38 protein-coding genes are annotated in these 24,785 nt (G+C 38.6%); 37 read left to right on the forward strand and 1 reads right to left on the reverse strand.

Going from position 1 to position 24,785, the window contains the following annotated elements; genetic code table 11:
* Positions 1 to 60: 60 nt before the first annotated feature.
* The 37 genes from AC1M9B_RS03295 (at position 61) to AC1M9B_RS03475 (ending at position 23,770) form a co-directional block, all read left to right on the forward strand.
* On the forward strand, positions 61 to 270 hold the full coding sequence (locus tag AC1M9B_RS03295) for a Cro/CI family transcriptional regulator (RefSeq protein WP_481608556.1): 210 nt from the start codon (positions 61 to 63) through the stop codon (positions 268 to 270).
* A gap of 51 nt (positions 271 to 321) precedes the next feature.
* The gene (locus AC1M9B_RS03300) at positions 322 to 786 is read left to right on the forward strand and encodes a phage regulatory CII family protein (RefSeq protein WP_481608557.1); all 465 of its coding nucleotides are present in this window, start codon (positions 322 to 324) and stop codon (positions 784 to 786) included.
* 51 nt (positions 787 to 837) lie between these two features.
* Positions 838 to 1,506: a phage antirepressor KilAC domain-containing protein gene (locus AC1M9B_RS03305; RefSeq protein ID WP_481608558.1), complete on the forward strand. Its 669-nt coding sequence runs from the start codon at positions 838 to 840 to the stop codon at positions 1,504 to 1,506.
* The gene (locus AC1M9B_RS03310; RefSeq protein WP_481608559.1) at positions 1,503 to 2,222 is read left to right on the forward strand and encodes a helix-turn-helix domain-containing protein; all 720 of its coding nucleotides are present in this window, start codon (positions 1,503 to 1,505) and stop codon (positions 2,220 to 2,222) included. Before AC1M9B_RS03305 ends, AC1M9B_RS03310 begins: the two co-directional genes overlap by 4 nt.
* Entirely contained in the window at positions 2,222 to 2,821 is a 600-nt protein-coding gene (locus AC1M9B_RS03315) for a restriction endonuclease (protein ID WP_481608560.1), read from the forward strand. The genes AC1M9B_RS03310 and AC1M9B_RS03315 overlap by 1 nt, the downstream gene beginning before the upstream one ends.
* 238 nt (positions 2,822 to 3,059) lie before the next feature.
* Entirely contained in the window at positions 3,060 to 3,239 is a 180-nt protein-coding gene (locus AC1M9B_RS03320; RefSeq protein ID WP_481608561.1) for a hypothetical protein, read from the forward strand.
* A gap of 103 nt (positions 3,240 to 3,342) precedes the next feature.
* The gene (locus AC1M9B_RS03325) at positions 3,343 to 3,741 is read left to right on the forward strand and encodes a DUF1064 domain-containing protein (RefSeq protein ID WP_481608638.1); all 399 of its coding nucleotides are present in this window, start codon (positions 3,343 to 3,345) and stop codon (positions 3,739 to 3,741) included.
* 10 nt (positions 3,742 to 3,751) lie between these two features.
* Positions 3,752 to 4,312 (forward strand): hypothetical protein, encoded by a 561-nt coding sequence (locus AC1M9B_RS03330; RefSeq protein WP_481608562.1) that lies wholly within the window; start codon positions 3,752 to 3,754, stop codon positions 4,310 to 4,312.
* A 265-nt stretch (positions 4,313 to 4,577) separates the two neighbouring features.
* Complete coding sequence (locus AC1M9B_RS03335) at positions 4,578 to 4,808, forward strand: hypothetical protein (RefSeq protein WP_481587460.1); 231 nt, start codon at positions 4,578 to 4,580, stop codon at positions 4,806 to 4,808.
* Between the two features lie 897 nt (positions 4,809 to 5,705).
* Entirely contained in the window at positions 5,706 to 5,954 is a 249-nt protein-coding gene (locus AC1M9B_RS03340; protein WP_481608563.1) for a hypothetical protein, read from the forward strand.
* An 80-nt stretch (positions 5,955 to 6,034) separates the two neighbouring features.
* Positions 6,035 to 6,226, forward strand: coding sequence for a hypothetical protein (locus tag AC1M9B_RS03345; RefSeq protein ID WP_481608564.1), 192 nt, complete (start codon positions 6,035 to 6,037; stop codon positions 6,224 to 6,226).
* Positions 6,201 to 6,473, forward strand: a complete 273-nt coding sequence (locus tag AC1M9B_RS03350) for a DUF968 domain-containing protein (protein WP_481608565.1) — start codon at positions 6,201 to 6,203, stop codon at positions 6,471 to 6,473. The genes AC1M9B_RS03345 and AC1M9B_RS03350 overlap by 26 nt, the downstream gene beginning before the upstream one ends.
* A 112-nt stretch (positions 6,474 to 6,585) precedes the next feature.
* Complete coding sequence (locus AC1M9B_RS03355) at positions 6,586 to 7,455, forward strand: hypothetical protein (RefSeq protein WP_481608566.1); 870 nt, start codon at positions 6,586 to 6,588, stop codon at positions 7,453 to 7,455.
* A 23-nt stretch (positions 7,456 to 7,478) separates the two neighbouring features.
* Positions 7,479 to 8,084, forward strand: a complete 606-nt coding sequence (locus tag AC1M9B_RS03360; RefSeq protein WP_481608567.1) for a hypothetical protein — start codon at positions 7,479 to 7,481, stop codon at positions 8,082 to 8,084.
* Positions 8,085 to 8,140: 56 nt separating this feature from the next.
* Positions 8,141 to 8,629 carry a NinB/YbcN family protein gene (locus AC1M9B_RS03365; protein WP_481608568.1) on the forward strand — a complete coding sequence of 163 codons (489 nt, stop codon included), beginning with the start codon at positions 8,141 to 8,143 and terminating at the stop codon, positions 8,627 to 8,629.
* Between the two features lie 49 nt (positions 8,630 to 8,678).
* Positions 8,679 to 8,864 carry a hypothetical protein gene (locus AC1M9B_RS03370; RefSeq protein WP_481608569.1) on the forward strand — a complete coding sequence of 62 codons (186 nt, stop codon included), beginning with the start codon at positions 8,679 to 8,681 and terminating at the stop codon, positions 8,862 to 8,864.
* Between the two features lie 48 nt (positions 8,865 to 8,912).
* Positions 8,913 to 9,530 (forward strand): putative metallopeptidase, encoded by a 618-nt coding sequence (locus AC1M9B_RS03375; RefSeq protein WP_481608639.1) that lies wholly within the window; start codon positions 8,913 to 8,915, stop codon positions 9,528 to 9,530.
* A 42-nt stretch (positions 9,531 to 9,572) separates the two neighbouring features.
* Positions 9,573 to 10,043 carry a DUF2280 domain-containing protein gene (locus tag AC1M9B_RS03380; RefSeq protein WP_481608570.1) on the forward strand — a complete coding sequence of 157 codons (471 nt, stop codon included), beginning with the start codon at positions 9,573 to 9,575 and terminating at the stop codon, positions 10,041 to 10,043.
* Positions 10,033 to 11,436, forward strand: a complete 1,404-nt coding sequence (gene terL / locus AC1M9B_RS03385; protein ID WP_481587454.1) for a phage terminase large subunit — start codon at positions 10,033 to 10,035, stop codon at positions 11,434 to 11,436. Before AC1M9B_RS03380 ends, terL begins: the two co-directional genes overlap by 11 nt.
* A 2-nt stretch (positions 11,437 to 11,438) precedes the next feature.
* Positions 11,439 to 12,866 carry a DUF4055 domain-containing protein gene (locus AC1M9B_RS03390; RefSeq protein WP_481608571.1) on the forward strand — a complete coding sequence of 476 codons (1,428 nt, stop codon included), beginning with the start codon at positions 11,439 to 11,441 and terminating at the stop codon, positions 12,864 to 12,866.
* A gap of 51 nt (positions 12,867 to 12,917) precedes the next feature.
* The gene (locus AC1M9B_RS03395; RefSeq protein ID WP_481608572.1) at positions 12,918 to 13,562 is read left to right on the forward strand and encodes a hypothetical protein; all 645 of its coding nucleotides are present in this window, start codon (positions 12,918 to 12,920) and stop codon (positions 13,560 to 13,562) included.
* Between the two features lie 10 nt (positions 13,563 to 13,572).
* Positions 13,573 to 14,703 (forward strand): minor capsid protein, encoded by a 1,131-nt coding sequence (locus AC1M9B_RS03400; RefSeq protein ID WP_481608573.1) that lies wholly within the window; start codon positions 13,573 to 13,575, stop codon positions 14,701 to 14,703.
* A gap of 123 nt (positions 14,704 to 14,826) precedes the next feature.
* Positions 14,827 to 15,591, forward strand: a complete 765-nt coding sequence (locus AC1M9B_RS03405; protein WP_481608574.1) for a DUF6651 domain-containing protein — start codon at positions 14,827 to 14,829, stop codon at positions 15,589 to 15,591.
* A 9-nt stretch (positions 15,592 to 15,600) separates the two neighbouring features.
* Positions 15,601 to 16,548, forward strand: a complete 948-nt coding sequence (locus tag AC1M9B_RS03410) for a major capsid protein (RefSeq protein WP_481608575.1) — start codon at positions 15,601 to 15,603, stop codon at positions 16,546 to 16,548.
* A gap of 37 nt (positions 16,549 to 16,585) precedes the next feature.
* A complete protein-coding gene (locus AC1M9B_RS03415; protein WP_481608576.1) occupies positions 16,586 to 17,062 on the forward strand; it encodes a hypothetical protein in 477 nt (158 codons plus the stop codon).
* Positions 17,063 to 17,069: 7 nt separating this feature from the next.
* Positions 17,070 to 17,453, forward strand: a complete 384-nt coding sequence (locus tag AC1M9B_RS03420) for a hypothetical protein (RefSeq protein WP_481608577.1) — start codon at positions 17,070 to 17,072, stop codon at positions 17,451 to 17,453.
* On the forward strand, positions 17,450 to 17,836 hold the full coding sequence (locus AC1M9B_RS03425; RefSeq protein ID WP_481608578.1) for a hypothetical protein: 387 nt from the start codon (positions 17,450 to 17,452) through the stop codon (positions 17,834 to 17,836). Before AC1M9B_RS03420 ends, AC1M9B_RS03425 begins: the two co-directional genes overlap by 4 nt.
* Positions 17,829 to 18,206: a hypothetical protein gene (locus AC1M9B_RS03430; RefSeq protein ID WP_481608579.1), complete on the forward strand. Its 378-nt coding sequence runs from the start codon at positions 17,829 to 17,831 to the stop codon at positions 18,204 to 18,206. The genes AC1M9B_RS03425 and AC1M9B_RS03430 overlap by 8 nt, the downstream gene beginning before the upstream one ends.
* Positions 18,203 to 18,553: a hypothetical protein gene (locus AC1M9B_RS03435; RefSeq protein ID WP_481608580.1), complete on the forward strand. Its 351-nt coding sequence runs from the start codon at positions 18,203 to 18,205 to the stop codon at positions 18,551 to 18,553. The genes AC1M9B_RS03430 and AC1M9B_RS03435 overlap by 4 nt, the downstream gene beginning before the upstream one ends.
* A complete protein-coding gene (locus AC1M9B_RS03440) occupies positions 18,550 to 18,810 on the forward strand; it encodes a hypothetical protein (protein WP_481608581.1) in 261 nt (86 codons plus the stop codon). Before AC1M9B_RS03435 ends, AC1M9B_RS03440 begins: the two co-directional genes overlap by 4 nt.
* Positions 18,794 to 19,276, forward strand: a complete 483-nt coding sequence (locus tag AC1M9B_RS03445; RefSeq protein WP_481608582.1) for a hypothetical protein — start codon at positions 18,794 to 18,796, stop codon at positions 19,274 to 19,276. The genes AC1M9B_RS03440 and AC1M9B_RS03445 overlap by 17 nt, the downstream gene beginning before the upstream one ends.
* The gene (locus tag AC1M9B_RS03450) at positions 19,263 to 19,892 is read left to right on the forward strand and encodes a hypothetical protein (protein ID WP_481608583.1); all 630 of its coding nucleotides are present in this window, start codon (positions 19,263 to 19,265) and stop codon (positions 19,890 to 19,892) included. Before AC1M9B_RS03445 ends, AC1M9B_RS03450 begins: the two co-directional genes overlap by 14 nt.
* Positions 19,893 to 19,902: 10 nt before the next feature.
* Complete coding sequence (locus tag AC1M9B_RS03455; RefSeq protein WP_481608584.1) at positions 19,903 to 20,280, forward strand: hypothetical protein; 378 nt, start codon at positions 19,903 to 19,905, stop codon at positions 20,278 to 20,280.
* Positions 20,277 to 20,747 carry a hypothetical protein gene (locus AC1M9B_RS03460; protein WP_481608585.1) on the forward strand — a complete coding sequence of 157 codons (471 nt, stop codon included), beginning with the start codon at positions 20,277 to 20,279 and terminating at the stop codon, positions 20,745 to 20,747. The genes AC1M9B_RS03455 and AC1M9B_RS03460 overlap by 4 nt, the downstream gene beginning before the upstream one ends.
* 63 nt (positions 20,748 to 20,810) lie before the next feature.
* Entirely contained in the window at positions 20,811 to 21,725 is a 915-nt protein-coding gene (locus AC1M9B_RS03465; RefSeq protein ID WP_481608586.1) for a phage tail tube protein, read from the forward strand.
* Positions 21,726 to 21,764: 39 nt separating this feature from the next.
* The gene (locus AC1M9B_RS03470) at positions 21,765 to 22,199 is read left to right on the forward strand and encodes a hypothetical protein (protein ID WP_481608587.1); all 435 of its coding nucleotides are present in this window, start codon (positions 21,765 to 21,767) and stop codon (positions 22,197 to 22,199) included.
* A 497-nt stretch (positions 22,200 to 22,696) separates the two neighbouring features.
* Positions 22,697 to 23,770 carry a RelA/SpoT domain-containing protein gene (locus AC1M9B_RS03475; RefSeq protein ID WP_481608588.1) on the forward strand — a complete coding sequence of 358 codons (1,074 nt, stop codon included), beginning with the start codon at positions 22,697 to 22,699 and terminating at the stop codon, positions 23,768 to 23,770.
* 73 nt (positions 23,771 to 23,843) lie between these two features.
* Here AC1M9B_RS03475 and AC1M9B_RS03480 read toward each other — a convergent pair whose 3' ends face one another.
* Complete coding sequence (locus tag AC1M9B_RS03480; protein WP_481608589.1) at positions 23,844 to 24,686, reverse strand: hypothetical protein; 843 nt, start codon at positions 24,684 to 24,686, stop codon at positions 23,844 to 23,846.
* Between the last annotated feature and the right edge of the window lie 99 nt (positions 24,687 to 24,785).

Below are 24,785 nucleotides of genomic sequence, written 5' to 3' on the forward strand. Positions count from 1 at the left end.
TTGCTTGCATAAATGTGTTAAAGTACACTTTAATAATAAAGCATACTTTCGAGATTAGGCATGAGAGTACTTATCAAAACCAGCGACGCTCTTGATCATTTTAAAAATGCATCGCGCCTAGCTGAAGAAATTGGAATTACCCCTCAGGCGATTAATCAATGGGGTGAATACGTTCCCGATCCTTCTGTTGGAAAAATCATGGCTGTTATACCTGGAATTTCTTACAAGATCGTTCGAGAAGCTACCACGCAAACATTGTTAACCGCTTAAACCAATTATTAAGCATTTGAATTTAAACAACCACGTTCAAAGGAACCTTAAATGAACATAACGGATGCAGCGTACAACACAGTTCATGACTACCCAGGTGGAGCTTCAGCTCTAGCCGCACGTATGGGAATCAAAAGCCCGGCTGTGCTTAACAGCAAAGTAAATCCAAATACTGAAACTCACCACTTAACACTGGCCGAGGCTTCAAAGCTTATGGCTTTAACTGGTGATTTCCGCATTTTGCATGCCCTATCTGCTGAACATGAAAAAGTTGCAATTGATCTACCTGAAATTCCTGAATGCCGCGACATGTCACTGACTGACAAAGTGCTGTGCATTGGTATGAAGGGCGGTGATGTGATGAGCCTGTTCCGCGTAATCATGGCGGATGGCCGTATCACGAAAGGTGAAGTGCAAGACATGTCAAAGGTGATTCACCAGATGCACGTTGCTTTGGCTGAGCTAGATAAACAAATCCAAGCTTGTATTAATAACCCAGAAACAGAAAAAGCCTGACGGTCGAGGTCAGGCTTTTCCGGTTGTTCACTAACTAACAGGAAAGTAAACATGAATATGATGACACAATTTAATCATAATCAACAGAGCATGACAAGCCTTGATATTTCAAAGCTTTGTCAAAAACGCCACGATAATGTTAAGCGCCTTATCGAAAACCTCATTAATCAACAGGTAATAGCATGTCCTCAAATTGAGGTTGTGCAAAAAGAAGCCAATAGTCGCACCTACAATGTTGAGGTGTATGTCTTTACTGGCGAACAAGGCAAATTAGACTCAATCACAGTGGTCGCTCAGCTTTGCCCAGAGTTCACAGCAGCACTAGTAAAACGTTGGTATGAACTAGAAAACCAAAACGCTGTACACCTCCCTCAAACATTCGCTGAAGCCCTACAACTCGCAGCCGATCAAGCGCGTCAATTGGAGCTTGCAGCACCTAAAGTTCAGTACTTCGACCGTGTTGCCGACACCAAAAACCTTTTAAACGCCTCCCAGGTAGGTAAAAAGGTCGGCATGTCAGCGGTAAAACTCAATCAATACCTTGCTGATATGGGTGTATATGACCGTCGTATTGCTGGACGCACCTTTGCTCAATGGTTTATCGACAAAGGTTATGGCGAAGTCAAACAGACAGAACAAGGCTACCCACAATCCAAATTCACTAACAAGGGCGAACAGTGGGTAATTGAGCAGCTTGTGAGTGAAGGGGTGGTGCAATGAGCTTAGATGCAACTCGCTGGGCGTGGACTGCGCCTGTAGAGAGCTGTCCTCAGCGTGCAACCTTGCTTTCCTTGGCTGATCGAGCGGGAGAGGATCATAAAGCATGGCCAAGCATTAAACGCCTTGAGATTGACACTAAATGCGACCGCAAAACCATCATGAAAGTTTTGGAGCGCCTACAAGAAATAAACCTGATTCGTTTTACCGGAGAGGTGCGCGGCAATGGGGTAAAAGTCTATCAATTGATCGGCGTGCGTGGTCGTGAAGATGACTTAACCGGTACCAAAAAAGGTACCAGTACCAAAAACGGTACCTCAACCAGTACCAAAATTGGTACTGCGACCAGTACCAATTTTGGTACACAGAATCTACCAATAGAATCTACCAATGAATCTACCAATATATATAAAGGGAAATTCAACTTTGCTAATGCTCTGGTTTCTCAAGGAGCAGATCAAAAACTTATCTCTGAATACATGGAAGTTCGTAAAGCGAAGAAAGCCGTTAATTCAGAAACAGCATTTAAGTCTCTTATCTCTGAACAACAAAAATCTGGACTCACTTTAAATCAGGTCCTTGAACACTGTGTTGTGAATTCATGGAAAGGATTTAAGGCGGAGTGGGTGAAGAATCAAAACCAAAATCAGTCTACCCAACCTAAAGCACATCGCTTTGGTCAAGGCTTTGCTCAACCACAAATGAAGGATGTGAACTAATGAATAGTATTCAGTTATTTCAAGACGCCTTCACGGTTGATTTCCCGATCGAAGTGGCTGATCAGGTTTTAGGTCGTATTCAACAGCTTTATGGGAATGAGTTTGACAAGAAGTATGGCGATGTTGAAGCGGACCAACTAAAGCTAACAGCGTGCACAGTGTTGAATGGTCTTAAGCCTGTAGATATCAAACGTGGTTTGGATCGCATGTTAACAGAGAAGTGGTGCCCATCACTTCCTGAATTCAGAAGCTGGTGTATTGCATCAGATTGGTGGACCGCAGATCAAGCATGGGCTAAAGCTATGAACTTTGAAGCTGATAGAAGTAAGCCGATCACAGAGCTTGCTAAATGCGCTTTAGATGAGGTTCGCCATATCTTGAATATTGAGGGGCAGAAAGCAGCCCACAGAGCATTTAAAGACATCTACGAAGACTATCTTCAAAAAGCTAAGGATAAAGGGCGTGTTCAGCGGTTATGGAAGAAGCCTGAGACTAAAGCCATAGGTCATAACAATGCACCAGTTCAAGGGATCCCATGTCCAGCAGAATTGGCGGCAAAAATTAAAGGTGCGGTAAAGAGTGTTGGAGGTGTGGCGTGAGAAATCAAATAGATGTTTTTGAAAGAGCTGTATTGGTTTTAAGGGTTATACAAAACACTCCTATCGCCAGCACCTCTGAAATCAGAGACCAAGCGCTTAGTGGTTTATCTCTACGATCAACTCAAAGATACCTTAAGTGTTTAGAGGATGCAGGGTATATACACCGAAAATATTCTGGTCTTAAGGATTCTAGGTTTTTTCTAACCGATAAGTCTAAAGAGTTGTTTGGGGTAGCAGTATGAACGATCTAAAAACATTAAGAGACAAATTAAACGGCTCTACAAGTCTAGCTTCTGGTGAAACTCATGAATCATTAAAACAGGAATGGGATGCTATTCACGCTGAGTTTGAATTGCTGAAAGCGGAAGATGAGCGAAATTATGTAGGTTTTGGAGAAGTTGAGGGGTGGAAAGGATGAATAAGCAAACAATTATTCATGCTTGTAATCATGAATTCCAATACTGCTGGATTTACGACTTAGAGATTTGCATTCACTGCCAAGAGGTGAAGAAGTAGTGAGAATGACAGAGGAGCAACTCAAAGCTCGTCAAATGCGCCAGAAATCCACCATTTCGGCTAGCAAGTCGAAAGGTGGTGCAAGAGCACTAGGGCGACTTAAACAGGGCGTAATGAACAATACAGAGCGCAAATACGCTCAACATTTAGAACAACTAAAACTATCGGGCGAAATCCAGTATTTCGCCTTCGATTCAATCAAGTTTCGCTTGGCAGACAAAACATTCTACTCGCCTGATTTTATCGTAATGAAAGCAAATGGTGAGCTTGAGGCGCATGAAGTGAAAGGCTTTTGGGAAGATGATGCAAAAGTGAAGATCAAAGTCGCTGCTTCAATACACCCTATCCCATTTGTGGCGGTTTATTGGGATAAGCAAAGTGGTTGGAAGTTTGAGAATTTTTAAGGGGATGGGGATGAGCACAATTAATATTGATTTAGCGATTGACAAATTTGAACCATTTGAATGGCTGGCAAAGGGAATTACAGCTAAAACTGCAAATTATGAGCCTACTGTTCGAGGAACTGCTGAAAAGCCTTTAGATTATCAAGATCGTCTTGGTGCGATTGCGAGTATGGATACTCAATTAGAGAAGTCGGTGACGAGTTTGATTATATATGGGGATTTGGCAAAATCAGACTATGAGTACATTAGAAATCATCTAGCGAAGATAATGCTCACTAATGCGCAAGCAGATAAGAAGCGCGAGCCACAGGGAATTGCAATGTATCACCTGGCATGGTTAATGGCTCGAAAGGTATTGGATTTTGCAATAAACCCAAGACTTGAAAATGCATATACGAAATATGGATGTATGTATTACATGGGCATTGGCGATCATCAAATGTCTCTTAAGGCTTATGAATGCACTTGGGAGCAATATGAGAAATTAATGGTTATTGCGATTGAAACTGCTATAAATGGAGCATCTGAGGCGATCAAGAAGTATAAGAAAAATACCTTTAAAGAAATATGAAAATAGTTCTAGGAAAATTTTCCTTGGAATAGTATAGTAAAACTATACTGGTCGTATTACGCAGTTTCAGACCATGTTTAAATTAAGCTCGCCAAATGGTGGGCTTTTTTGTTATCAATATTTCTTTTTTTTGGTGATAAAGTTACGAAGTATAGTGTTTTAACCGTTTGTTTGTTCTGAAAGCTTTAATAACAGGCAGTTGTCATTGTTTGTACTTTTAAATAAGGCATAATGTGCTTCTTAAATTTAGAGCAAATTTTTATTTATGGTAGATGTAAACCAGTTAAACAATATTTTTAAAGAAACATTAGCGAATAATAAAAAACCTGAAAGAATATTGATAGGCTACAAGCTATATGCAGAGTTAATGAAAGATAGAAGGTTTTTTGAAGAGGTAGTAGGATCCGCTATGAATCCTAGTAAGCGTACTTATCAAAATATTAAAATTAAGATTACTCAAGATGATAGACAGCTTGAATTAAAATCTTCGGGTTAATGAATTCTTCTAATATAATATTGTAACTTATTGCTAATGCTACGCTTTTAGAAATTGAATATTATTTATGCACAGGACCTAACCTGTTCTTCAATTTTACCTCCTCACCCAGGAGGTATTTTTTTGCCTTTTAAATTATTAACAGTTAATGAATATCTATCAGTTAATTTTATTGTGTTTAAAATCACAAATAAATTGATATTGGATTATTTACATAATTAATCTTTCATTGAATTAGCAAGTTAAAACACTAAATAAATTCCCTTACATTAACTTTAAATTTCAAGTTTAAATGGGTGTTAATGTGATCTTGGGTTGTAACCGTAAGCAAAACGGAACTATTCAAGTTGAAATCCGGAATTGCGTTTTCCTTTCAATAAACCTGGATGTTTAACATCTAACTTGAATTTCTAACGCATGCATGTATTTGCACCATGCCAACCTAAAGGGCTCGCAGGTAAGAGCAAGCCCTTTATGAAGTACTTGCCGAACTTATTACGGCACTAAACCCCGCTCTAGGTTCATTTGGTGGGGTTTATTTTCTTAAAGACATCACTGTACTTGGTAATTGGGATTTGTATTATCGTGCGTACACTTTCTTGGGTGGGTAGAGATACATAGAATCGCCCAAAAATTTTCTGGAGAATCGTATGCTCCGTAAATTACTTTGTATTCTAGGCTTTCATGGCGCTACTGAAATTGATTACACGATTAATGATGATCAAATAAAAGTGTGTCGAGATTGTTTAAAAGAGGTTGAGTAAGTGCCAATCAAGGTTGAGGTATGAATGCAATGAATGCATTAAATATCAATATCTTATGGTGTTTGGCTTTTCCACGAGCGTTCAATTATCTGCTAAAATACAACCTATTATTTTTATAAAATAGGTAATACGGATGAATTCAAACTGGTCAACAAATAAGGTTAATAAAATCCTTGGATGTCTTTATTGTAAAGACAATCACATTGATGAAAACGTGTTTGAAGAAGATATGCAGTTGGACACTATGGAAGCGGAGAAACTTAATGCTGTGGTCATATTGAGTAAAAAGATGTTAAAGCAAGGTAATGGAATTGAATGCTGGATTGAAAGGAAAGATGAAAACTCATATCCATTATTAAAGTATCGAGTTATTTTACGTTGATAGCCGAATGTATTACGGCACATAACCCCGCTATAGATTCTTAAGAATTGGCGGGGTTTTTCTTTTTTATGAGGTGTCGAATGGTCGATATCGTAGAAGCTGAGAAAAGCCTTAAGAAGCTAGAGAGCGATCATTATCATCTAGCGCATCTTAATCACTTAAATAGCCGTGAATCATTCAAACAAGATTGTCAGCGCCGTATGAATGAAATCAGAATCCAAACTGACAACTTAAGACATTTGATAAATGCGGAACGCAAAAAGACTCGCTGAGATTCGGAAGCTACCTTGTGTGAGGTGTGGTCAATCGCCAAGCCAAGCTGCTCATTCAAATAGTTCCAAGCATGGTAAGGGAAGAGGGATTAAGGCAAGTGATGAGTTTACGGTGCCGCTTTGCTATTCATGCCATAGTCAATTTGATCAATTTAAGCTTGGAAATAGAGAGCAATCTGAAAAGCTATTTGAACAATGGTTGGTTAAGACAGAAGTGATGATGAGTAAGGTTGAAGAGGTGTTTTGATTTATTTTAGTTTGTTAAAAAATGTAATGTGATATTATTTTACTCCATAAGATAAATTTTATATTTAACTAATGGGGAAATTATGCATACGCTACATCCGTACGGGATAAGAATGCACGATAAGATTGATGGAAAAGTCGGATATCCCTTACTTGGGTCATTATTTAATGGCAAAGTTGATGCATTTGAATTGCTAAAAACATGGATCGAAGAAAAACAAAAAGAAGGTGCGAGAGTCGATCCAAAAGTTAAGTCAACTATAGTTTTTAGGGAAGACTTTGTTTTTGATGTAGTAAATAGAAGAATTTATGGATGGATTTGCACTGGAAACTATGGGCAAAAAAATACAGTAATAAATGTATTCAACCCAGAAGAGAAATATGAAAAGGGGGTTAATTTTGCTGAGCAAATACCTCATTTTATTTATTTCTATCTGCCCGCCTCTAAATCTGATGGTTTAGTATTATTTCATGGTGTGAGGGGATCAGGAATAAAAGCTGCTTTCTTAGAAATGCTTAATAAAATGTGCCGAACTAAATACGATAGAGTTTTCCAAATGAGATCGAAGTCGTATGCAAAGTCTCTGAAAATGTGGCAAGAGGCGGTGACTAAAGAGATAAAGGCCATTCCTAAGAATAACCACTCTGATTTAGCGGATAAGGTTGCGAATATAGCTCCTAAAGCAGAAACTGTAATTAGCATTAAAGCACCCAAGGGTGGTAACTTTGGTACTTGGGGTTCGTTCGGAAAGGACGACTCTAAACAACATCAATTACTAGAAGTTCTTGAACAAGATTATCAAAATATTGTAGCAACCGTTCAAAGAAATGGAAAAACAAGAAAGGTAAGAATTGGTACAAATATCACAGATGAAATTTGTATAATTGAAGCACCTGACGAGCTTGAGTTGAATGATGGAAACCCAACTACTGAAAGTATCTTGGCGTGGTGCGAAACAATTAAATCAGATTTTTCAGCTTAACTGAAAATATTGAGTATAAAATTATGAGCAAAAAAATCGATATCATTTCTATTATACGAGGGCATTGCTCAACCTTAGGGAATAGTGATGGAACTTTTAACAAGTATGATTTTTTTACTTTCTATATTGTACCTCTAATTCTTTCAGGCTTAGCTGTATATTATATTTCTGAAATTACAGGAGATACTCTCTCACTACTTGTTAATTTTGGATCCATATTTACAGCTTTGTTATTATCTGTTTTGGTTTTGATCTTTGATCAAGAGAATAAAATAGATGAGCAATATGAAAAGTATCTACTTTTTAAGGAAGAAATTGATAAAAACCCAAGTTTGAATGATTCTGCTGCATATAGATGGATTTTTAGTAAGAATCTTGATGAAAATTACACAGACAAAAAGGCGTTATTGAGACAGTTATATTTTAATATTAGCTTTTCAATTGTAGTAGCGCTTTTGCTTGTCTTGGTGTGTTTAATTTATTCAAAAGTAGGTGAGTTAACCCACACGATATACACATGTATTTCTTCAAAAATCCTCATTTTTTTAATTGCATTTTTAATGCTCACAATATTTTTAAATATCTTAATGATTGTTAAAAGAATGCATACTATGCTAATTACCAATTAAATTAATGTGAAATTATGAACCACTCCATTCGGGGTGGTTTTTTTTGGGAGAGGGAAATGCAAAAAGCCGTGTTTCCTATTCAGTCTCATGCTGACATCACCAAAGTCATTAACTTCTTACACAACAATTACACCAGTGCGATTCATGAGGGTAAACCACTAGTCGTTCGCATTAATCAGAAAGAAGATGATCGAAGTAAGGCGCAGAATCGTATTTATTGGATGTGGCTATCACAATGGGCTAAACACCAGGGCACTGATAAAGATACAGAGCATTTGTATTTCAAGAAAAGATTCTTAGCGCGGATCTATGATCGTGATGATGTTAGTCAGTATCGAAACACATTTGCAGCAGTCAAAGTTTTAAAAGAACAAAAGCATCCGCAATACCAAGCTGTGGCAGATGGCTTGAATGAGTTGATAAGCACTAAAGATGCATCGGTTCAGCAGTTCACTGAATACCTAAACGACATACATGCGTTCTGTAATAAGCATGGGTGCTATTTACATACACCGGATGATTTGATGTATGCTGTTGAAATTTAGTTTAATTTAGAGTAAATATTAATTTCAACACAACCACAAGGAAGTAATTATGTCGGCTAGTAAGTTAGAATTAGAAACCCAATTGGAAATTGAAAAAATTAAAGCTAAAGCTGCTATAGCTGTGGCGGTTATTGAAAATATTGCCAGTGGCGGGATCGCCTCAATCAACGATAATAAAATTGAAAAGCTTTATGAAATTATCAGAAAAGCACAAGCCACAATAAATGAACAATGATTGGAAAATCCAAGACCACCTTCGGGTGGTTTTTTAATGGCAGAAGATATGAATAGACCACTTCCACCAAAAGATCTATTAGAGCATGAATGGTGCTTGGAAGCTAAATTTGCACCAGCTCAAGATATTATTGATTGGCTTCATGAATGCATACTCGATGAGGATAGTGATTTATTTAACGAGGATCACACTCATTTAATTGATCATAGTGGCATAGCATTTCTTTGGTGTGATTCTGGGTATGTAAAACGCGGGAAAAGAGTTTTAGGTCAAGCTGAAATTATTCAGTTCAAAGTAAGCGGTTGGCAGAAATACAGACAAGAAACACAAATGATTGAGTGGTTTGGATTTTTACCAAAAGCATTAATTACATTGGATGCGCTATTTTGCTCAGAGTGTTCAGACACAGAGTTTATGGCGTTGGTTGAGCATGAGCTTTATCACTTAGGTCACAAACAAGGCAATCATGGTCCTATGTATGATCAAGAAGGTAGACCATCTTTAGAAATGAGAAGTCACGACGTTGAAGAATTCCATGGTGTGGTTAAACGCTATGGTGCTTCGACTGATGTTCAGAAGATGGTAGCGCTTGCAAACAATGGCCCAACGATTGGTAAGGCTAAAATTGCTCAAGCATGTGGTACGTGTTTATTGAAGTTGGCTTGATTATTTGTAAATTGTTGGATGTAGTTAGATATTGGTGAAATTATGGCAAGACTAAATAAGGAGCAAAAACTGTTTATAGTTCGCTCCCTTGCTGTGTTTAATACACCCAAGGAAACTGCAGAACTCATCAAACAAGAATTCGAGGGACTTGAATTATCTTTGCAGCAATGTGAATCATACGATCCGACAAAGAGATCAGGTCAAAACCTAAGTGAAGATCTGAAAAAAGAATTTGAATTGACTCGTAAAGATTTCCTAGAGAAACCTCAAAATATTCCAATTGCCAACAAAGCAGTTCGTTTGCAGATGTATCAAAACTTGGCTACCCGTAATTCTAAAAACACAGTGATGCTTTTAAAGATTTTGGAGCAAGCTGCAAAAGAAGAAGGTAATCAATACACCAACCGCCAAGAAATCACTGGTAAAGATGGTAAGCCTATAGAAACAATTAATCAGAACGTGCCTACCGAAAGCTATTTAAAAGCTCGGGAGCAAGTTATTAATGAATATTGATCCAGCGAGAGAATTAGCAATACAGATTGAAGCACAAGAAGATTTATATTTTTTTACGCGCTACATGTTTAAAGAGCGTCGAAAATATAAATGGATGCACAACTGGCATCATCGAGTGCTTTGTGATGCGCTAATGAAGGTTTTCAAAGGTGAAACGAAGCGACTCATAATTAATATTCCACCACGTTATTCAAAGACTGAAATTGCTGTAATTAATTTTATGGCTTGGTGTTTTGGAAAAGTTCCAGATTCGGAATTTATTCACATTAGTTATTCAGCGACTTTAGCGGCAAACAATGCTTCGCAAACGAGAAACTTGGTATTAGAGCCGTCATTTAAGCGTGTATTTCCTGATCTTGCGCTACGTGAAGACAGTAAGGCTAAAGATGACTGGCGAACTGTTGCCGGTGGTGTGTGTTATGCACAAGGTACAGGTGGAACAATTACGGGTTTTGGTGCTGGTAAGATTCGATCAGGTTTTGGTGGGGCAATTATCATTGATGACCCACATAAAGCAGCAGAAGCAAGCTCTGAGACAATCCGAAACAACGTCATTGAGTGGTTTCAGAACACATTAGAGTCTCGAACAAACTCACCTGAAACCCCAATCATTGTGATTATGCAAAGGCTTCATGAGCATGATTTGTCTGGTTGGCTTTTAGATGGTGGTAATGGTGAAGAATGGGAACATCTATGTTTGTCTGCAATTCAAGATGATGGAACGGCTTTATGGCCTGAGAAACACAGCATTGAGCGCTTAAAACAGATGGAAGATGCGGCACCCTATGTTTTTTCGGGGCAGTATCGCCAATTACCTTCACCTCCAGCTGGAGGTTTTTTTAAACCTGATCGAATTGAAATTGTTGATGCATTACCACCTGATATTGTCAAAGAAATACGAGCATGGGATTTAGCAGCCTCTGAAAACGAAGGTGACTGGACTGCTGGACCTAGAATGCTAAAAACCACAAATAACACAATTTACATTGTCGATATGGTGCGTGGTCGTTGGGGTCCTGATGGTGTTGAAAACACGATCAAACAAACTGCTCAAATGGATGGTAAAAAAGTCATGATTCGCCTACCGCAAGATCCAGGACAAGCAGGTAAGGCTCAAGCTAAAAACTTCGTCACGATGTTGTCAGGATTTAATGTAAAAGCTGAAACAGTTTCGGGCGACAAAGTGACAAGAGCACAACCTTTTGCAGCACAAGTGAATGTGGGCAATGTGAAGATGCTTCGCGGTGATTGGAATAGGGAACTTATTAAGGAGCTTCGAGTGTTCCCGAATGGTGTTCATGACGACCAAGTAGATGGTTTGAGCGATGGATTCAATGAATTAAATGAAGCACCTCAAGTCACATCAATCGACCTACCAATTTTCGGATTTTAATTATGAGTATCACAAGCAAACATGCCGACTTTCTAGAACATGAAAAAACTTGGAAAAAGTTGGATGATGTTTGCAAAGGTCCTGAGGTAATTAAGAAAGCTGGTAAAACTTATTTGCCATTACCAACGCTTTTCAAATCTAAGAATGATGAGACTGGTGAAGAGCGTTACAAGGAATACAAGGCTCGAGCAATCTTTCCAAGCGTAACTTCTGTAACACTGTCAAATCACATTGGATTGGCATTTGGCAAGACACCTGTATTTAATCGCCCTGATGAGCTTGCGTATTTAGAGCGAAATGCAGATGGTGCAGGGCGTTCAATTTGGCAAGTATCTCAGCGTGCAACACGGTTGGTGGAGAGAAATTATCGTTGCGGTATTTACGTTGACTATCCAGCAACCACACCGAGTCGCACTCTAAAAGAGGATAAATCTAAAAACGCTTTTCCAATGATTCATGTGATTGAGGCGGGCTTGATTGAAGATTGGGATCACATTGTGATTGGTAATCAACGAAAATTAAGCTACGTCAAGATACTTGAGACAGTCAAAGAGCGGAATGGGTTTGAAACCTCTGAAACTAAGCAATATCGCTGCTTGTGGCTTAAAGTCATCAATGGTTTATTAACCTACGTTATTGAGGTTTATAAGCAAGATGATAAAGGGAAGTGGTATTTATTTAGTGAGTCGACTCCGACTGACTTTAGTGGAAAAACTTGGGATTACATTCCATTCACTTTTTGTGGTGCCGTAGATAACTCTGATGAGATTCAAATGCCACCTTTGTACGGATTGGCTGAGTTAGAGTTATCGTATTATCGTAGTTCAGCAGATGTTGAGGAATCAGCTTTTATTGTTGGTCAGCCTACTTTGTGTTTTCCAAGCATCACACCTGAACAATATGCAATGGTAAAAGAGTCGGGCGCTCAAGTGGGTAGTCGGTCTGGAATCCCAACCGATGGTAAATTCATCCAAGCTGATGAAAATGGTCTAGCTTACAAGCGCATGCAAGATAAGTGGGATCAGATGAAAGAGCTTGGCGCAAGGCTTATTGAGGTTGGTTCAGCAAATAAGACAGCAACCCAAGCAGATAATGAAAACTCGATTCAACATTCGGTTTTGTCGCTTGTGGTTGCAAACGTGTCTGAAGCTTTCACTAATGCTTTGCGTTGGTGTGCAAAATTTGCAATGCCTAGTCAAGATTTCACAACCGAAGAACTAAGTTATTCGATTGCTCAAGACTTTAATAAACCGAAATATGATCCTGTTCGGTCGCGCTTGATCTATGAGGCTTGCTTAAATGGCTCGATGCCATGGTTTGTTTGGTACCACTATGAGCAAACAGGCACTTTCACAGATTCTAAATGGGAAGATGTAGTGAAGCAGATTGAGGCTAGAGAGGATGGGGTGGATGGCTCGTATCAAGAGTAGTGTTAAGTCTGAAGGATTTTATGTAATATCCCTCTAAAAATAGGGGGATTTATGAGTGATATTCAAAAAAAGATAGAAAATTATAAATGGATATGGATTGTTGTAATATTCTCAATCCTACATTTTATTGTTGGTGTATGTGTTAAATCTGATGGGCCTTATTTTGACCCCAAAAAGGCTTATAGCATTTTTAACAACACAATTACTTTAACGGCTTATTTCTTGGCTCCAGCTATAGCAGCGACGTTATATAGTGATTGGAGACTGCAGCATCGCGCATTAAAAAATGAAAGGGTAAGTAGTGAAATTAAATTTAAACTTATTGAAATAATTCCTTATTTAAGTTTGTATCCATCTGCCAAAAATGTAGATATTGCAGTTTTTAATTTAGGCTTTAATATTATTTTAGCCAAGTTAAGAGAATTAAAAGATCAACTTGCAGAGCAGGATGAAGAATCTATAAAGTTTAAGACAGACTTAAATAATCAAATAAAAAATCTTGGTGATTACCTCGAGGCTTTTAAAAAGCAATATAGTCTTAATGTTGATCATCACAACTTCATTCAATCAGGTGTTAGAAATGACACAGAATTAAATAAAATATTGTCTGAAATTAAACAAGCAGATATAGAAAGTTCTAAGTTTGCTAACGCTTTTGTTAATTATTTACAAAAATTTATGGTTTTAAATGTTTAACAGGTAACATATGAACATCTCAACGCAAAAAGCCTTGGTCAATGCGTTGAGTCAACACAACGCTTATCTATACCGAGCTTCATCACAATCAGTAAATGAATTAATCAAGCACTTTAATTCTCTCTCAAATGCGAAATTACAGCGTTTGGCAGAGTTGCTTGAGGATTTATCAGATTCAGAACGAAACGCGCTGAAATCGCTTAATTTTGCGAGTAAAGCGAAGGCTTCAAAGAACATTGAGGAAATTAAAACCATTCTAAATGAGTGGTTTAAATCCATCGATGTTGACCTAAGTGGGCAATTTAATAAAACAGCATTAGAACTAGCAATTTACGAAGCATCTTACGTTGCCAAAATTGCAGGCGAAACAGCAGCAGTTGTAAAAGGCGCTGAGGTTTTAAGTAGGGCTAAAGAAATTCCCTTTGCTGGCGGTGCTTTAGTTGATTATCTATTTGCCGATATTGCGGATTCACTAAGAAAGAAAGTTGAATTCATTATTCGTGATGGTATTTCGCAAGGTCAAACCAATCAGCAGATTGTTCAGCGAATCAAAGGTCGAAAGTCTTTAGATTATAAAGATGGTGTGCTTCACACATCTCGATCAAGCATTGAAAGACAGGTAAGAACAGCTCGAAGTCATGTGTCGAATGCAGCATATATTGATACATATAAAGCCCTTGAATACACACATGTAAGAGTTGTCTCCACATTGGATGGTAGGACATGCAAGTATTGCGCATCAATTGATGGCAAAGTGTTTGCAATTGATGATCCAAAACGGCCTAGATTTCCTGTTCACCCTAATAATAGAACCACTTATGTTGGTTGTGATGCTGAAGGCAAGATTTTCGGAAAGCGTCCTTTTGTTGCAGATGAGCGAAAAGTTAAAGATATTCCGAAAGATCAACGAGATGGCATTATTGGTCAAGTGGATGCAAATACCACCTATCCCGAATGGTTCGCTAACCAAGATGAGTTCTTCCAACGTAAATGGCTGGGCAAATCTAATTACTTACTTTACAAGCAGGGTAAATTCCCAATTGAGAAGTTTGCCGACCCATTAAATAAGCGTGGTTACACATTGGCTGAGCTTGAAGAAATGGATAGGGAAACTTTTAACCGAGTATTGAATGCGGCTTAAGTCTATGACAACAGATTAAACAAACGAAATTCTCAACATGCACCTTCGGGTGCTTTTTTATTGCCTGAAATTCGGATGAATAGGGCGCAACCGAGCGGATGCTCAAAATTATGGTGGATACCAATGAAACTTAAAACGACACAAATCGATAGCAAAACGTATGCAGAAGTAGATGGACAAGGCTTACCAATCTTTGTGCATGACGATGGTAAAGAAGTGGGGTTTGATGCTGGCTCAGCTATGCAAAAAATCAGCTCACTAAATGCGGAAGCAAAAACACATCGTGAAGCAAAAGAACAGGCGCTTGCTCAACTTAAAAACTTTGAAGGTATTGAAGATCCAGCAGCTGCAAAAAAAGCTTTAGAAACTTTGAAAAATTTTGATGACAAAAAACTTGTGGATGCAGGTGAAGTCGAAAAAATCAAAGCTGAAGCAATCAAGGCTGTTGAAGAAAAATACGCTCCAGTGGTTCAAAAGTTGGAAAAAGTCGAAAACGATTATTACGAAGAGCTAATCGGTGGTGGATTCTTACGTTCTAAGTTCATAGAAGAAAAAATTGCAGCGCCACGAGAGATGGTTCAAGCCACTTTCGGCAAAAACTTTAAAATCGAAGATGGAAAAGTTGTGGCTTACGGTGCTGACGGTCAAAAAATTTACTCACGCTCACGACCAGGTGAAGTTGCCGATTTTGATGAAGCTTTAGAAACTTTGATTGGTGGATGTCCATTCAAGGATTCAATTCTAAAGGGTAATCAAGCTCAAGGCGGTGGTTATCAGGGTGGTGGTGGTTCAAATTCTGGCTTTAAACGCAGTGAGATGAATGCTGATGCTAAAGCAGATTACATTCGTCAGCATGGTCAGGAATCATATTTAAAACTTCCAAAATAAGGAGTCGAAATGACGACTACAGTTAATAGTGACATGATTGTCTACAACCAATTAGCGCAAACAGCATACCTAGAGCGCCTACAAGACAATCTTAATGTATTTAACCAAGCATCAAACGGTGCAATCCGCTATGTGAATGAAATAATTCAAGGTGACTTTAAACAAGAGTCGTTTTATCGCGTTGGCGGAAGTATCGAGCATCGTGACGTTAACTCGCAGGCAAAAGTTACACCGAAGAAGATTGGTGCTGGTGAATCAGTAGGTGTAAAAATTCCATTTAAATATGGTCCATATGCTTCAACTGAAGAGGCTTTTAAGCGTCGTGCACGCTCACCAGCAGAGTTCGCTGAAATCGTTGGTCAAGACCTTGCTGACGCATTGGTTGCTGGGCGTCTTCAATACGGTTTGACCGCTTTAAAGGCAGCAATTAGCAGCAATCCTGACATGATTGCGGCTGGAAGTATTGCTGTTGATGGTCGCAAAGCTTTAACTCGAGGTATGCGTAAATTTGGTGATAAGTTTGGACGCATTTCACTCTGGGTTATGAACTCTGATACGTATTTCGATATTGTGGATGAGGCTCTTACAAATCAGGTTTATGGTGAATCTGAGATTGTTATTTATGGTGGGGTACCTGGAACGTTAGGTAAACCAGTTTTGGTGACTGACTTGGTTGGTGACAATGATGCCTTTGGTCTGCAAGCTGGCGCATTGACGGTGACTGAATCGCAAGCACCTGGTTTCCGTGCCTACGACATCAATGATGAGGAGAACCTTGCAATAGGTATGCGTGCAGAAGGTGTTTTTAATTTAGATATCATGGGTTATTCATGGGATTCCTCGAAAGGATCCAACCCAACATTGGCGCTATTGGGTGCTGATGCTAACTGGATTAAACATGCTACAAGCAACAAGATGACAGCTGGCACATTGCTTGATTTGTCAGGTACACCATAAAGGAGGGCTTAGGCCCTCTTTCTTTTTGGAGACAGAATTGAAAATTATCTATGCAAAAAAAAGCTCAGGTATTGATGAGTTGGGGTCATTTCAGAATCCAGACTACTACGATAAACCAAACCCATCTGCTGAAGCAGTAATTATTTATGGCGATTACCCGAAAATTAAAGCTGATTACGAGTCGCTAAGTATTGATGTCGAGGTGCGTGAATTACCCAAAGTGAACAAAATCACTGGTCAATTAAGTGTTGAAATCGCACCCGAACTTCAAAAAACAATCGATGATGCTAAAGCTGAATGCGAAAAAGTTGTTGCTGAAAATGAAGCCTTAAAAGCTGAAATTGAAGGCATTAAAAATGAGCGTGATGCTTTAGCTCTAAAAGTAAAAGAACTCGAAGAGCAGTTAGCTGCATCCCAAGCTGAATTTGTTGCTATTAAAAATGCAGGTACAACTGGTGATTTGCTGTCTGAAAATACAGATGCACCTCCACCCAAAGAAGCAAAGAAAAAATAGGTGAAACATGAGCTTTATTACAGAACAACAAGCGCTTCATATCATTGGAACACCGTTTGAAATCTCCAGTGATAAAGCTCAAACCTTGATTCTTGCTAATGCTTGGGTGAAAAATCAGATTGGTTTTGTGCCTGAATCAATTGATGAGAATCTTACTTTAGCTGCTGCTGAAATTGTTCGCGGCATCATTGATGAAGCGCTATTTGTCGGTGTAGATCGTCAAACGGTAAGCGAAACGGTTAACGCCAACGGTGTGTCGGTGAGTGAAACATTTGCCGAGGGTTCGGTTGTTGTAACTCGATATGAGCAAATTGCCAAAGCATTGATTCAATCAGTTGATCTTGAGAATCAGAATAAGTCGAATGGCTTTAGTTTTGAGGTGTATCGATGACCAAAAAATTACGCCTACCAGCTTGGCACGAGACGCCGTTTCAACACATGCGCTACACGCTAGTCACAAATCAAGAGCAGCTTGACAAATTGCTGTTAAAGATGACATGTAAGCCGAAACTATTTGAGTTTCTTGAGGGTGGTGCAAGCGCAAGAGTAAATTTCTTACCAGATGATTCTGCAATAGTGCAAATTAGCAACCAGACCGATTGGACAATAAATCAGATTCACAGTCTTCTAACACACGAAGCAGTGCATATTTGGCAAGAACTTAAAAAGAGAATGGGCGAAGAATGCCCAAGTGTAGAGTTTGAGGCGTATTCAATTCAGCGCATCACGCAAGATCTATTTTATCTATATGATTGGAGTTTGGGTCATGATTAAAAACAAAATTCAATCCAAGCTCACCAAAGCATTAGATAGCAAATTAATCGATGCAACTCACCCTTTTTCATGCACAAGGGTTATTTCAAGTGGTCGATGGAATCCAATTACTGGTCAATATGAAAACCAAGAAACTGAGACTTACACAGGTCGAGGTGTATTGTTTGGCAATTACCTGAAGGATTTGTCAAAGCCTTCTGACTACCTAGTTGATGATTGCAAATCAATTGTGTTGCAGAACGAAGTTACAGCAGAACCTAAAATTGGTGATATTTGGGACACTCCTAAAGGTGATTTTAGGGTGATAAACGTTTCGCCTGATGCTGCGGATGCAACATGGCTTGTGCAGATTCGCAAGGTGACTGAATGATTAGAGACCACAACAACTTAATCGATCATGAGATTAAACAAGGCGATAGTGAGCCAATCATCTTTGAATATACAGATGAAAATAATCAACCTTACGACTTATCTAATGCGGAAATCATTTGCCAAATCAGAACAACTAAAGGTGAAGTCATTGCAGAACCTGCAGTAACTGGTACTGCTGACGGTGACATTATTATTGATCTTGGTGTGACTGATGATTGGCAGATCGGCACGTTTGAATGGGATTTAAGAATCACTTATCCGGGTGGTGAGTCGCACTCACTGCCACGTACAGGCGTCAGTCTTTTTAAGGTTGGACGTTCAGTTTCTAAAAAGGCTAAGCCATGAGTAACTTGGTTAAAAAGAAAGTTGTTCAGAAGATTACAACAAATAAAGTCATCTCAGTCTCAAAAACCAATGCTAAGCAAATCCAACTAGAACGACCAATTAAGAATGTGACTTTGGCTCGAACAGGGGCGCAAGGACCTAAAGGTGATCCCGGTTTAACACCCGAAGAAGTCGATCAACGTATTGATGAACGGCTTGAAGAAAACAAATTGGTATTTAGAGATATCGCAGGGAATATTTATGAGAACGGTGATTGATTTTGTTGCGCCTAGTGACTTTGGAAACAGCTTTGAGCTTGATGTAAATAACAAAATTCAACCTAAAGTTGATAACTCAACCATTGAGCGAAAAGTAAATGGTGCATTAGGGCTAAAGACATCATCACAAGAATTCATTGAAGCTGTGAAAGCGAATGAATCAATCACTGTGCTTAACACCCGAATTGAAGATGGTAAGCGCTATATCACTTATCAGAATGAATTGGGTGTTGTATCTGAAATCGATATGACGTCATTCATTGTTGATATTCACACGAATGGAATGGTGCTTGATGGTCAGGTATTAGTAACAACTGATACTAACGGTGTTGAGTGGCGAGTTGATCTAAGCAATTTCACAACTGAAGATGAAGTTCGAGCAATTATTCGCGAAATGGCTACTGTTGTACTTCGGACTTTGGGTGGTGAAGAAGTCTTAAGGGGGTTCCCTATTGACAGTCCATAAATTTCTAATTGGTGTAAACGATCTTTCAGATGATTTTGTTTGGGATCCGAATGCTCGAAAAATATTTGTAGATTACTCTCGAGCAATCCGAGATATCAAAACTTTAAACAACGTGGATTTGATAGGTGAAGGCAACATCACACTTCAACAGATTGGTGCTGAAGATCGTGGAACTGCAAACAGTGTGATGAGAGAGCACACTAGTCAAATTAACCCTCATGGTCAATATTTGCTTGCTGACGCTCTACCAATTACAAAATTTATTGATGGTAATGCTTTCCCTAATCAAAACATAAACGGGGTTGTGGTCTGGTCTAAATCTGTAAGGACGCCAGAATCATCGCCTAACAACCTGGTAGTTCATGTGACGGTTGATGGCAATGAGTCGTCACCAGCGATTTTTAGCCAAATTATTCTACCTTTGGCGATGACGATTAATCCTGTCGGGACAATCAACGCTACTCATTTGATGGGTTGTTATGAAATCACAGCAAATCAAAAAACTATTCGTTTCTCTAATATCAAGGGTGGTATCTCGATTGTCGGTGGTGCTGGTCTTCAAGCTGGTGATGCGGGTGTAGAGGTTAGGATTATGGTGATTGGTATCCCTGTGTGAGGTGAATATTATGAGCTGGAAAGGTTATAAGCCCACACAATTTGCTTTAGATGTAATTGAAGAAAGCGAAGAGCATGTGAAGAAGATTGCAGGTGTTGGTCTACAATCGGTTGTGGTTGGATCGCCCATTATGGATGGTGCATATCGCGGCAATCATCTAATTTCAATCAATGAGGAAGACCACACATTTGATGAAAACCTTAAAGATTTGGGTGGTCAAAGCACGATAGCCAAAGAAAGCGCCAAAATTGTGAAATTTAAGCTCGGTGATAAGTTGTATATTCAAAACAATGCGCCTTACGCGGTAAGGCTTGAAAATGGATGGTCTGATCAAGCATCCAAAGGTGTTTACTCAATCGCATTCATGAATATGAGAAATGTAAAATGATGACACTAAGCCAAGCTGAGCGTGTGATTTACACTCGAATAGGTCAATTTATTGATCGAAGTAAATACATGGCAGGTGCTGATATTCACCTGATTGGTCAAACTGAGCCTTTGGGTAAAGTTGAAACAGGTCAGCCCGATATTGATGTTGTATATGAAAATTCACCACCACACACACCGCCTAAAAATAAATTGTGGTGCAAAGTGTATATAGATTATGCGAATAGCTTGGTGGCTGAACTTGCTGACAACCCACTGGTTAGACATAACGGATTAATTCAGATTCAGTGTTTTGCACCACTTAGTTCAGGAACTCTACCACTATTGAATCTATGTGATGAGTGGTTGCTACTCTTGCAGTCATTTAGTGAAGACGATCTGGAGATTCATACAGTCCACGCACCAGCACGTATCGATGACCCTAATTTCTTGGGTCGAATTATTAGAGCTGAGTTCCGAGTGAATTAGCTTGAACACTTTATTCCACCGCCTACATGGCGGTTTTTTTACGCCTAAAATTAGGAGATTGCCATGTCTAGTGGTGCTAAACAAATACTTCAAATTGCCAAAGAAACAGTCAATGGCACAACGCCAACACCTTTTGCAAGACAAACCCTGCCATTTATTGACTGCTCATTAAATCAAACAGCAGAGAAAGAAGAATCTCAATCCGTTGTAGATTCAAGACTGGATGAAGCCTCTGCTGTGGTTGGCGCAACTTATGATGGTGATATTAACGTTGAGGCTCGATATGGAGCGTTTGATGATTTAATTGCAGCCGCAGCATTTAATAACTGGGCTACGAATACACTAACATTCGGCGGAATTCTTCGACAGTCGTTCAGTATTCTGTGGGGTTATTCCGATATTGCGAATTACCACACGTTTGCAGGTATGCACGTAAATACGTTCGGCATCGATATTCCAGCTAAGGGCATGATCAAATTTAGCTTTGGATTCATGGGCAAAAAGCGTACCCCATCGAACACATTGCCAGCAGGATCAGTAACAGCCGCTTCAACAAACAAAAAATTATCCAATGTGTCAGTGGGTGAAATCCTGATTGATGGTGTATCTACAAAAGGTGTGGCGTGTGTGTCTGCATTCTCGTTTAAATGGGAAAATGGCATCACACCGCAAGATTGTTTAGGCTCAGGCTTAACAATTGAAAGCCTCATTGAAACAGGCGCAAAAGGCTTAGGAAATCTAACAGTAGCATGGAGTGCTAAAGCTGCTGAAATGTATGAAAAGCAATTTGCAAACACCCCAGTCACCATTGTTATCCCAATTACTGATGCTGATGGTAACGCTTACACGCTCACTATTCCAAAAGCCGAGTTAACAGCACCACTGGCAACTGGGTCTAAAACTGATCAGATTTCCACTACTTTTGAATACAAAACCGTTGAGCAAGCACCGACTCTTGTTCGCACTCCAAAAGCATAATTCACACCGCCTTCGGGCGGTATTATTTTTGAGGTCTATATGGCTTTAGTTGTTGAGATTAAAGAAAGTAAAAATGTGTCTTTATGGAAAGAATATAAAGATGCTAAAGGTAATGTTTTAGCTGAATTCAAGATTCGTGGTGCTGCATATCCTGCTTATCAGGTTGCAATTGAGCGTGCGCACAATCAGGTATCTTCAAAGGGTTTTGATGTCACCAAGGCGAGTGCTAGTGATCGATTACTTCATGAGCTTCATCTTGATGCTGCTGCATGTCATCTCATTGAAGATTGGAAAGGCGTAGCACTTAAAGAAAATGACGAAGTTATTGAAGTGCCTTATTCAGCTGAAAATGCTATGAAGCTTTTTAACTTGGGTGATATTGGTCCACAAATTTGGGCTTTTGTTAAAACGCAATCTGAGTTGATTCAATTTGAGGCTGACAAGCATCGAGATGAAACACTGGGAAAGTCTTAAGTCTTTATGACTGGATTCAGTACGAAAGTGAAGAAGAAGCCAACGAGGATAACCTAAAGCGGAAGGCAATCGCTGAAGCTTTAGGGCAGCCTTTACCTGATCCAATCACTAAGCCTGAATATTCTTATACAGCAAATCTCATTTTAAATGCTTTCAACATCATTGCTCGATCAAGAAACTATGAACAAGGCACACCATTACCTATTGATATGAGTGCAATTGCTCAGTATCTACAGATTTATGAAGCACCTTGTCAGCTTCATATTTTTGTAGATTGCATTGTGATGATGGATAACAAGTTTTTGGATGGGGTGTTTAAAAGGATGGGTGAGAAATCAGCGTAAGTTAGTTTCTTCTTTTTTTTTATTTTTTATGTTTTTATACTAAATAAATTATCCTTAAATTTACGAAGAAAAACATAAATTTATTAAAAATTGAAAACACCAAATTAAAAAATATGATAATCTCATAGCTAAATCAAATACTAGGTATTGGTTATGAGTGGCTCAGAAAAAATAGTTGTACCGGGTACAAATGTCTTAAGACGAGCGGGCAATACTTTAATCAGCTCAGAAGCTAGTGAAGCTGAAAAAATAGAAGCCTTTAAAGTGCTAACCGCATGGCGTTCTTTACATACATACCCAATTGATACTTTTCAAAAAACCTTGAGAAGAAGATGTGGTGAGTTGAAATTTAAAGACTCAACTGTGGCGCAAAGACTTAAGCGATTGCCATCAATTGTCTCTAAATTGAAGCGATATCCTGGAATGAATTTGGCTCGAATGCAGGACATTGGTGGGTTAAGGGTGATTTTGCCTAGCATTCAGGATGTTTATCGACTGCACAATGACTTGATCCACATAAACAAAAGATTTAGCCATGAGCCAAAACTACCTTGTGATGATTATATTCTAAAACCAAAGCCTGATGGTTATCGTAGCCTGCATCAGATATTTATTTACAAGAGTAGAGATCACACAGAGCTGGATGGCTTAAGTATTGAGTTGCAAATAAGGACTAAATTACAGCACTCATGGGCAACAGCTGTAGAGACTCTTGGGGTAATTGAAAAAGCATCTATAAAGTCTGGTTTTGGCTCTGAAGATCATAAGCATTTTTTTAAGTTGAGCAGCGCACTATTTTCAATAAAAGAGCAAACACCGATGCTACTGGAATTTGCAGAACTCACCCCAAATGAGATTGCGCATCAAGCAAAAGAAATTGAAGAAAAGCTGCAAATCTTCAAGAAGCTCAAGGGAATTGCAATTACAGCTAAGCACATTGAGTCAACCTCTAATAGTAAGTATGCATATCATATTTTAAGGTTATATAGAGACGAAGAAGCTTGGAAGGTGGATGTAATGCCTTTTTCCAAAAATCAAGAAGACTTAGCCAAGACTTTTTATGCATCACTTGAGGCTAAAGTTAAAGGTAATCCAGATGTAGATGTTGTATTGGTATCTGTGGGGGATTTAAAGGCGATTAAAAAAGCTTATCCAAACTACTTCTTGGATACTAATCAATTCATCAAAGAGATGCAGTCAGCATTTAAGAAGTATTTGGATGCTTAAAACAGCCACCTTCGGGTGGTTTTTTTAAACCTGGAATAAAACAAAACCTCCAGGTGGAGGTTTTTTATACTAGTTATTTCTTACAATCTAGGGCGCTCTTTTGTTTTTTGTCTTGATTGTTTTTTACTAGCAAATTCTTCATTTCATGTATTTGAACATTCTTATCTTTATCAGTGATCAAACATAGCCCTTTAAAGCATAAATCAGTAACTCTAAAATCAGATTTAGATTTAGGCTCGGTTACAACTTGGGGCATTGTGCAGAATTCTTTAAATTTATTTTCTGCGTCAGAATAACCAATTTCACTTTGCTTCTTACCAATATAAAATAGTGCGCCTAAACCAAAGATTAGCAAAACAATTAAAAGATAGTGAATAAGCATAGCAAATTCAAATTGAACTGCTGGTGTAACTGGAGGATCTCCATAAATTGCTTTCTTTAAATCATTATCAGAAATTTTATGCCTTTTAAAAAAACGCTGAACTTTTAGGCCTAATAAAGTGTCTAGACGTACAGTGCTATTTAGATGCGGCTTTATACGTAAGAATAATTTTCTACTGTTGCGCCGAATAAAACCTGGAGAGCTTGATCTGAAAAAGTGTTTATAAAGATAGAAAAAAAGAAGATATACATTTAAAACAATTTGTAATGTCTTGGCAAAAATAAAACTCCAATGATTCTTATCAATGGATATAAGAAAAGATAAAAGTATAAGCGTAAGAATTAGATAAATAACATATTCAACTCCTATCATTAGGCCTTTTATAATTAGAGTTGATAAAGGAATGTCAAAAGTATCTATTTGATAGTTATAAAATGACGCAAATCCATGAAAATACCAGTACCCACACCAAAAAAGAAATATGGTGAATATTGATGTGATAACAGCCCAGTCGAGTCTTATATTAAATTTCATATTTGTTATTAAGTAGTAATGGTGTTCACAATCCTAAAATGAGGTTGTGGCTAGTTGTAGTCAGGGCCTCAAATTGAGGCTGGGGACGCAAGGCTCAGA

The sequence above is a fragment of the Acinetobacter sp. ANC_7513 genome (assembly GCF_056779915.1).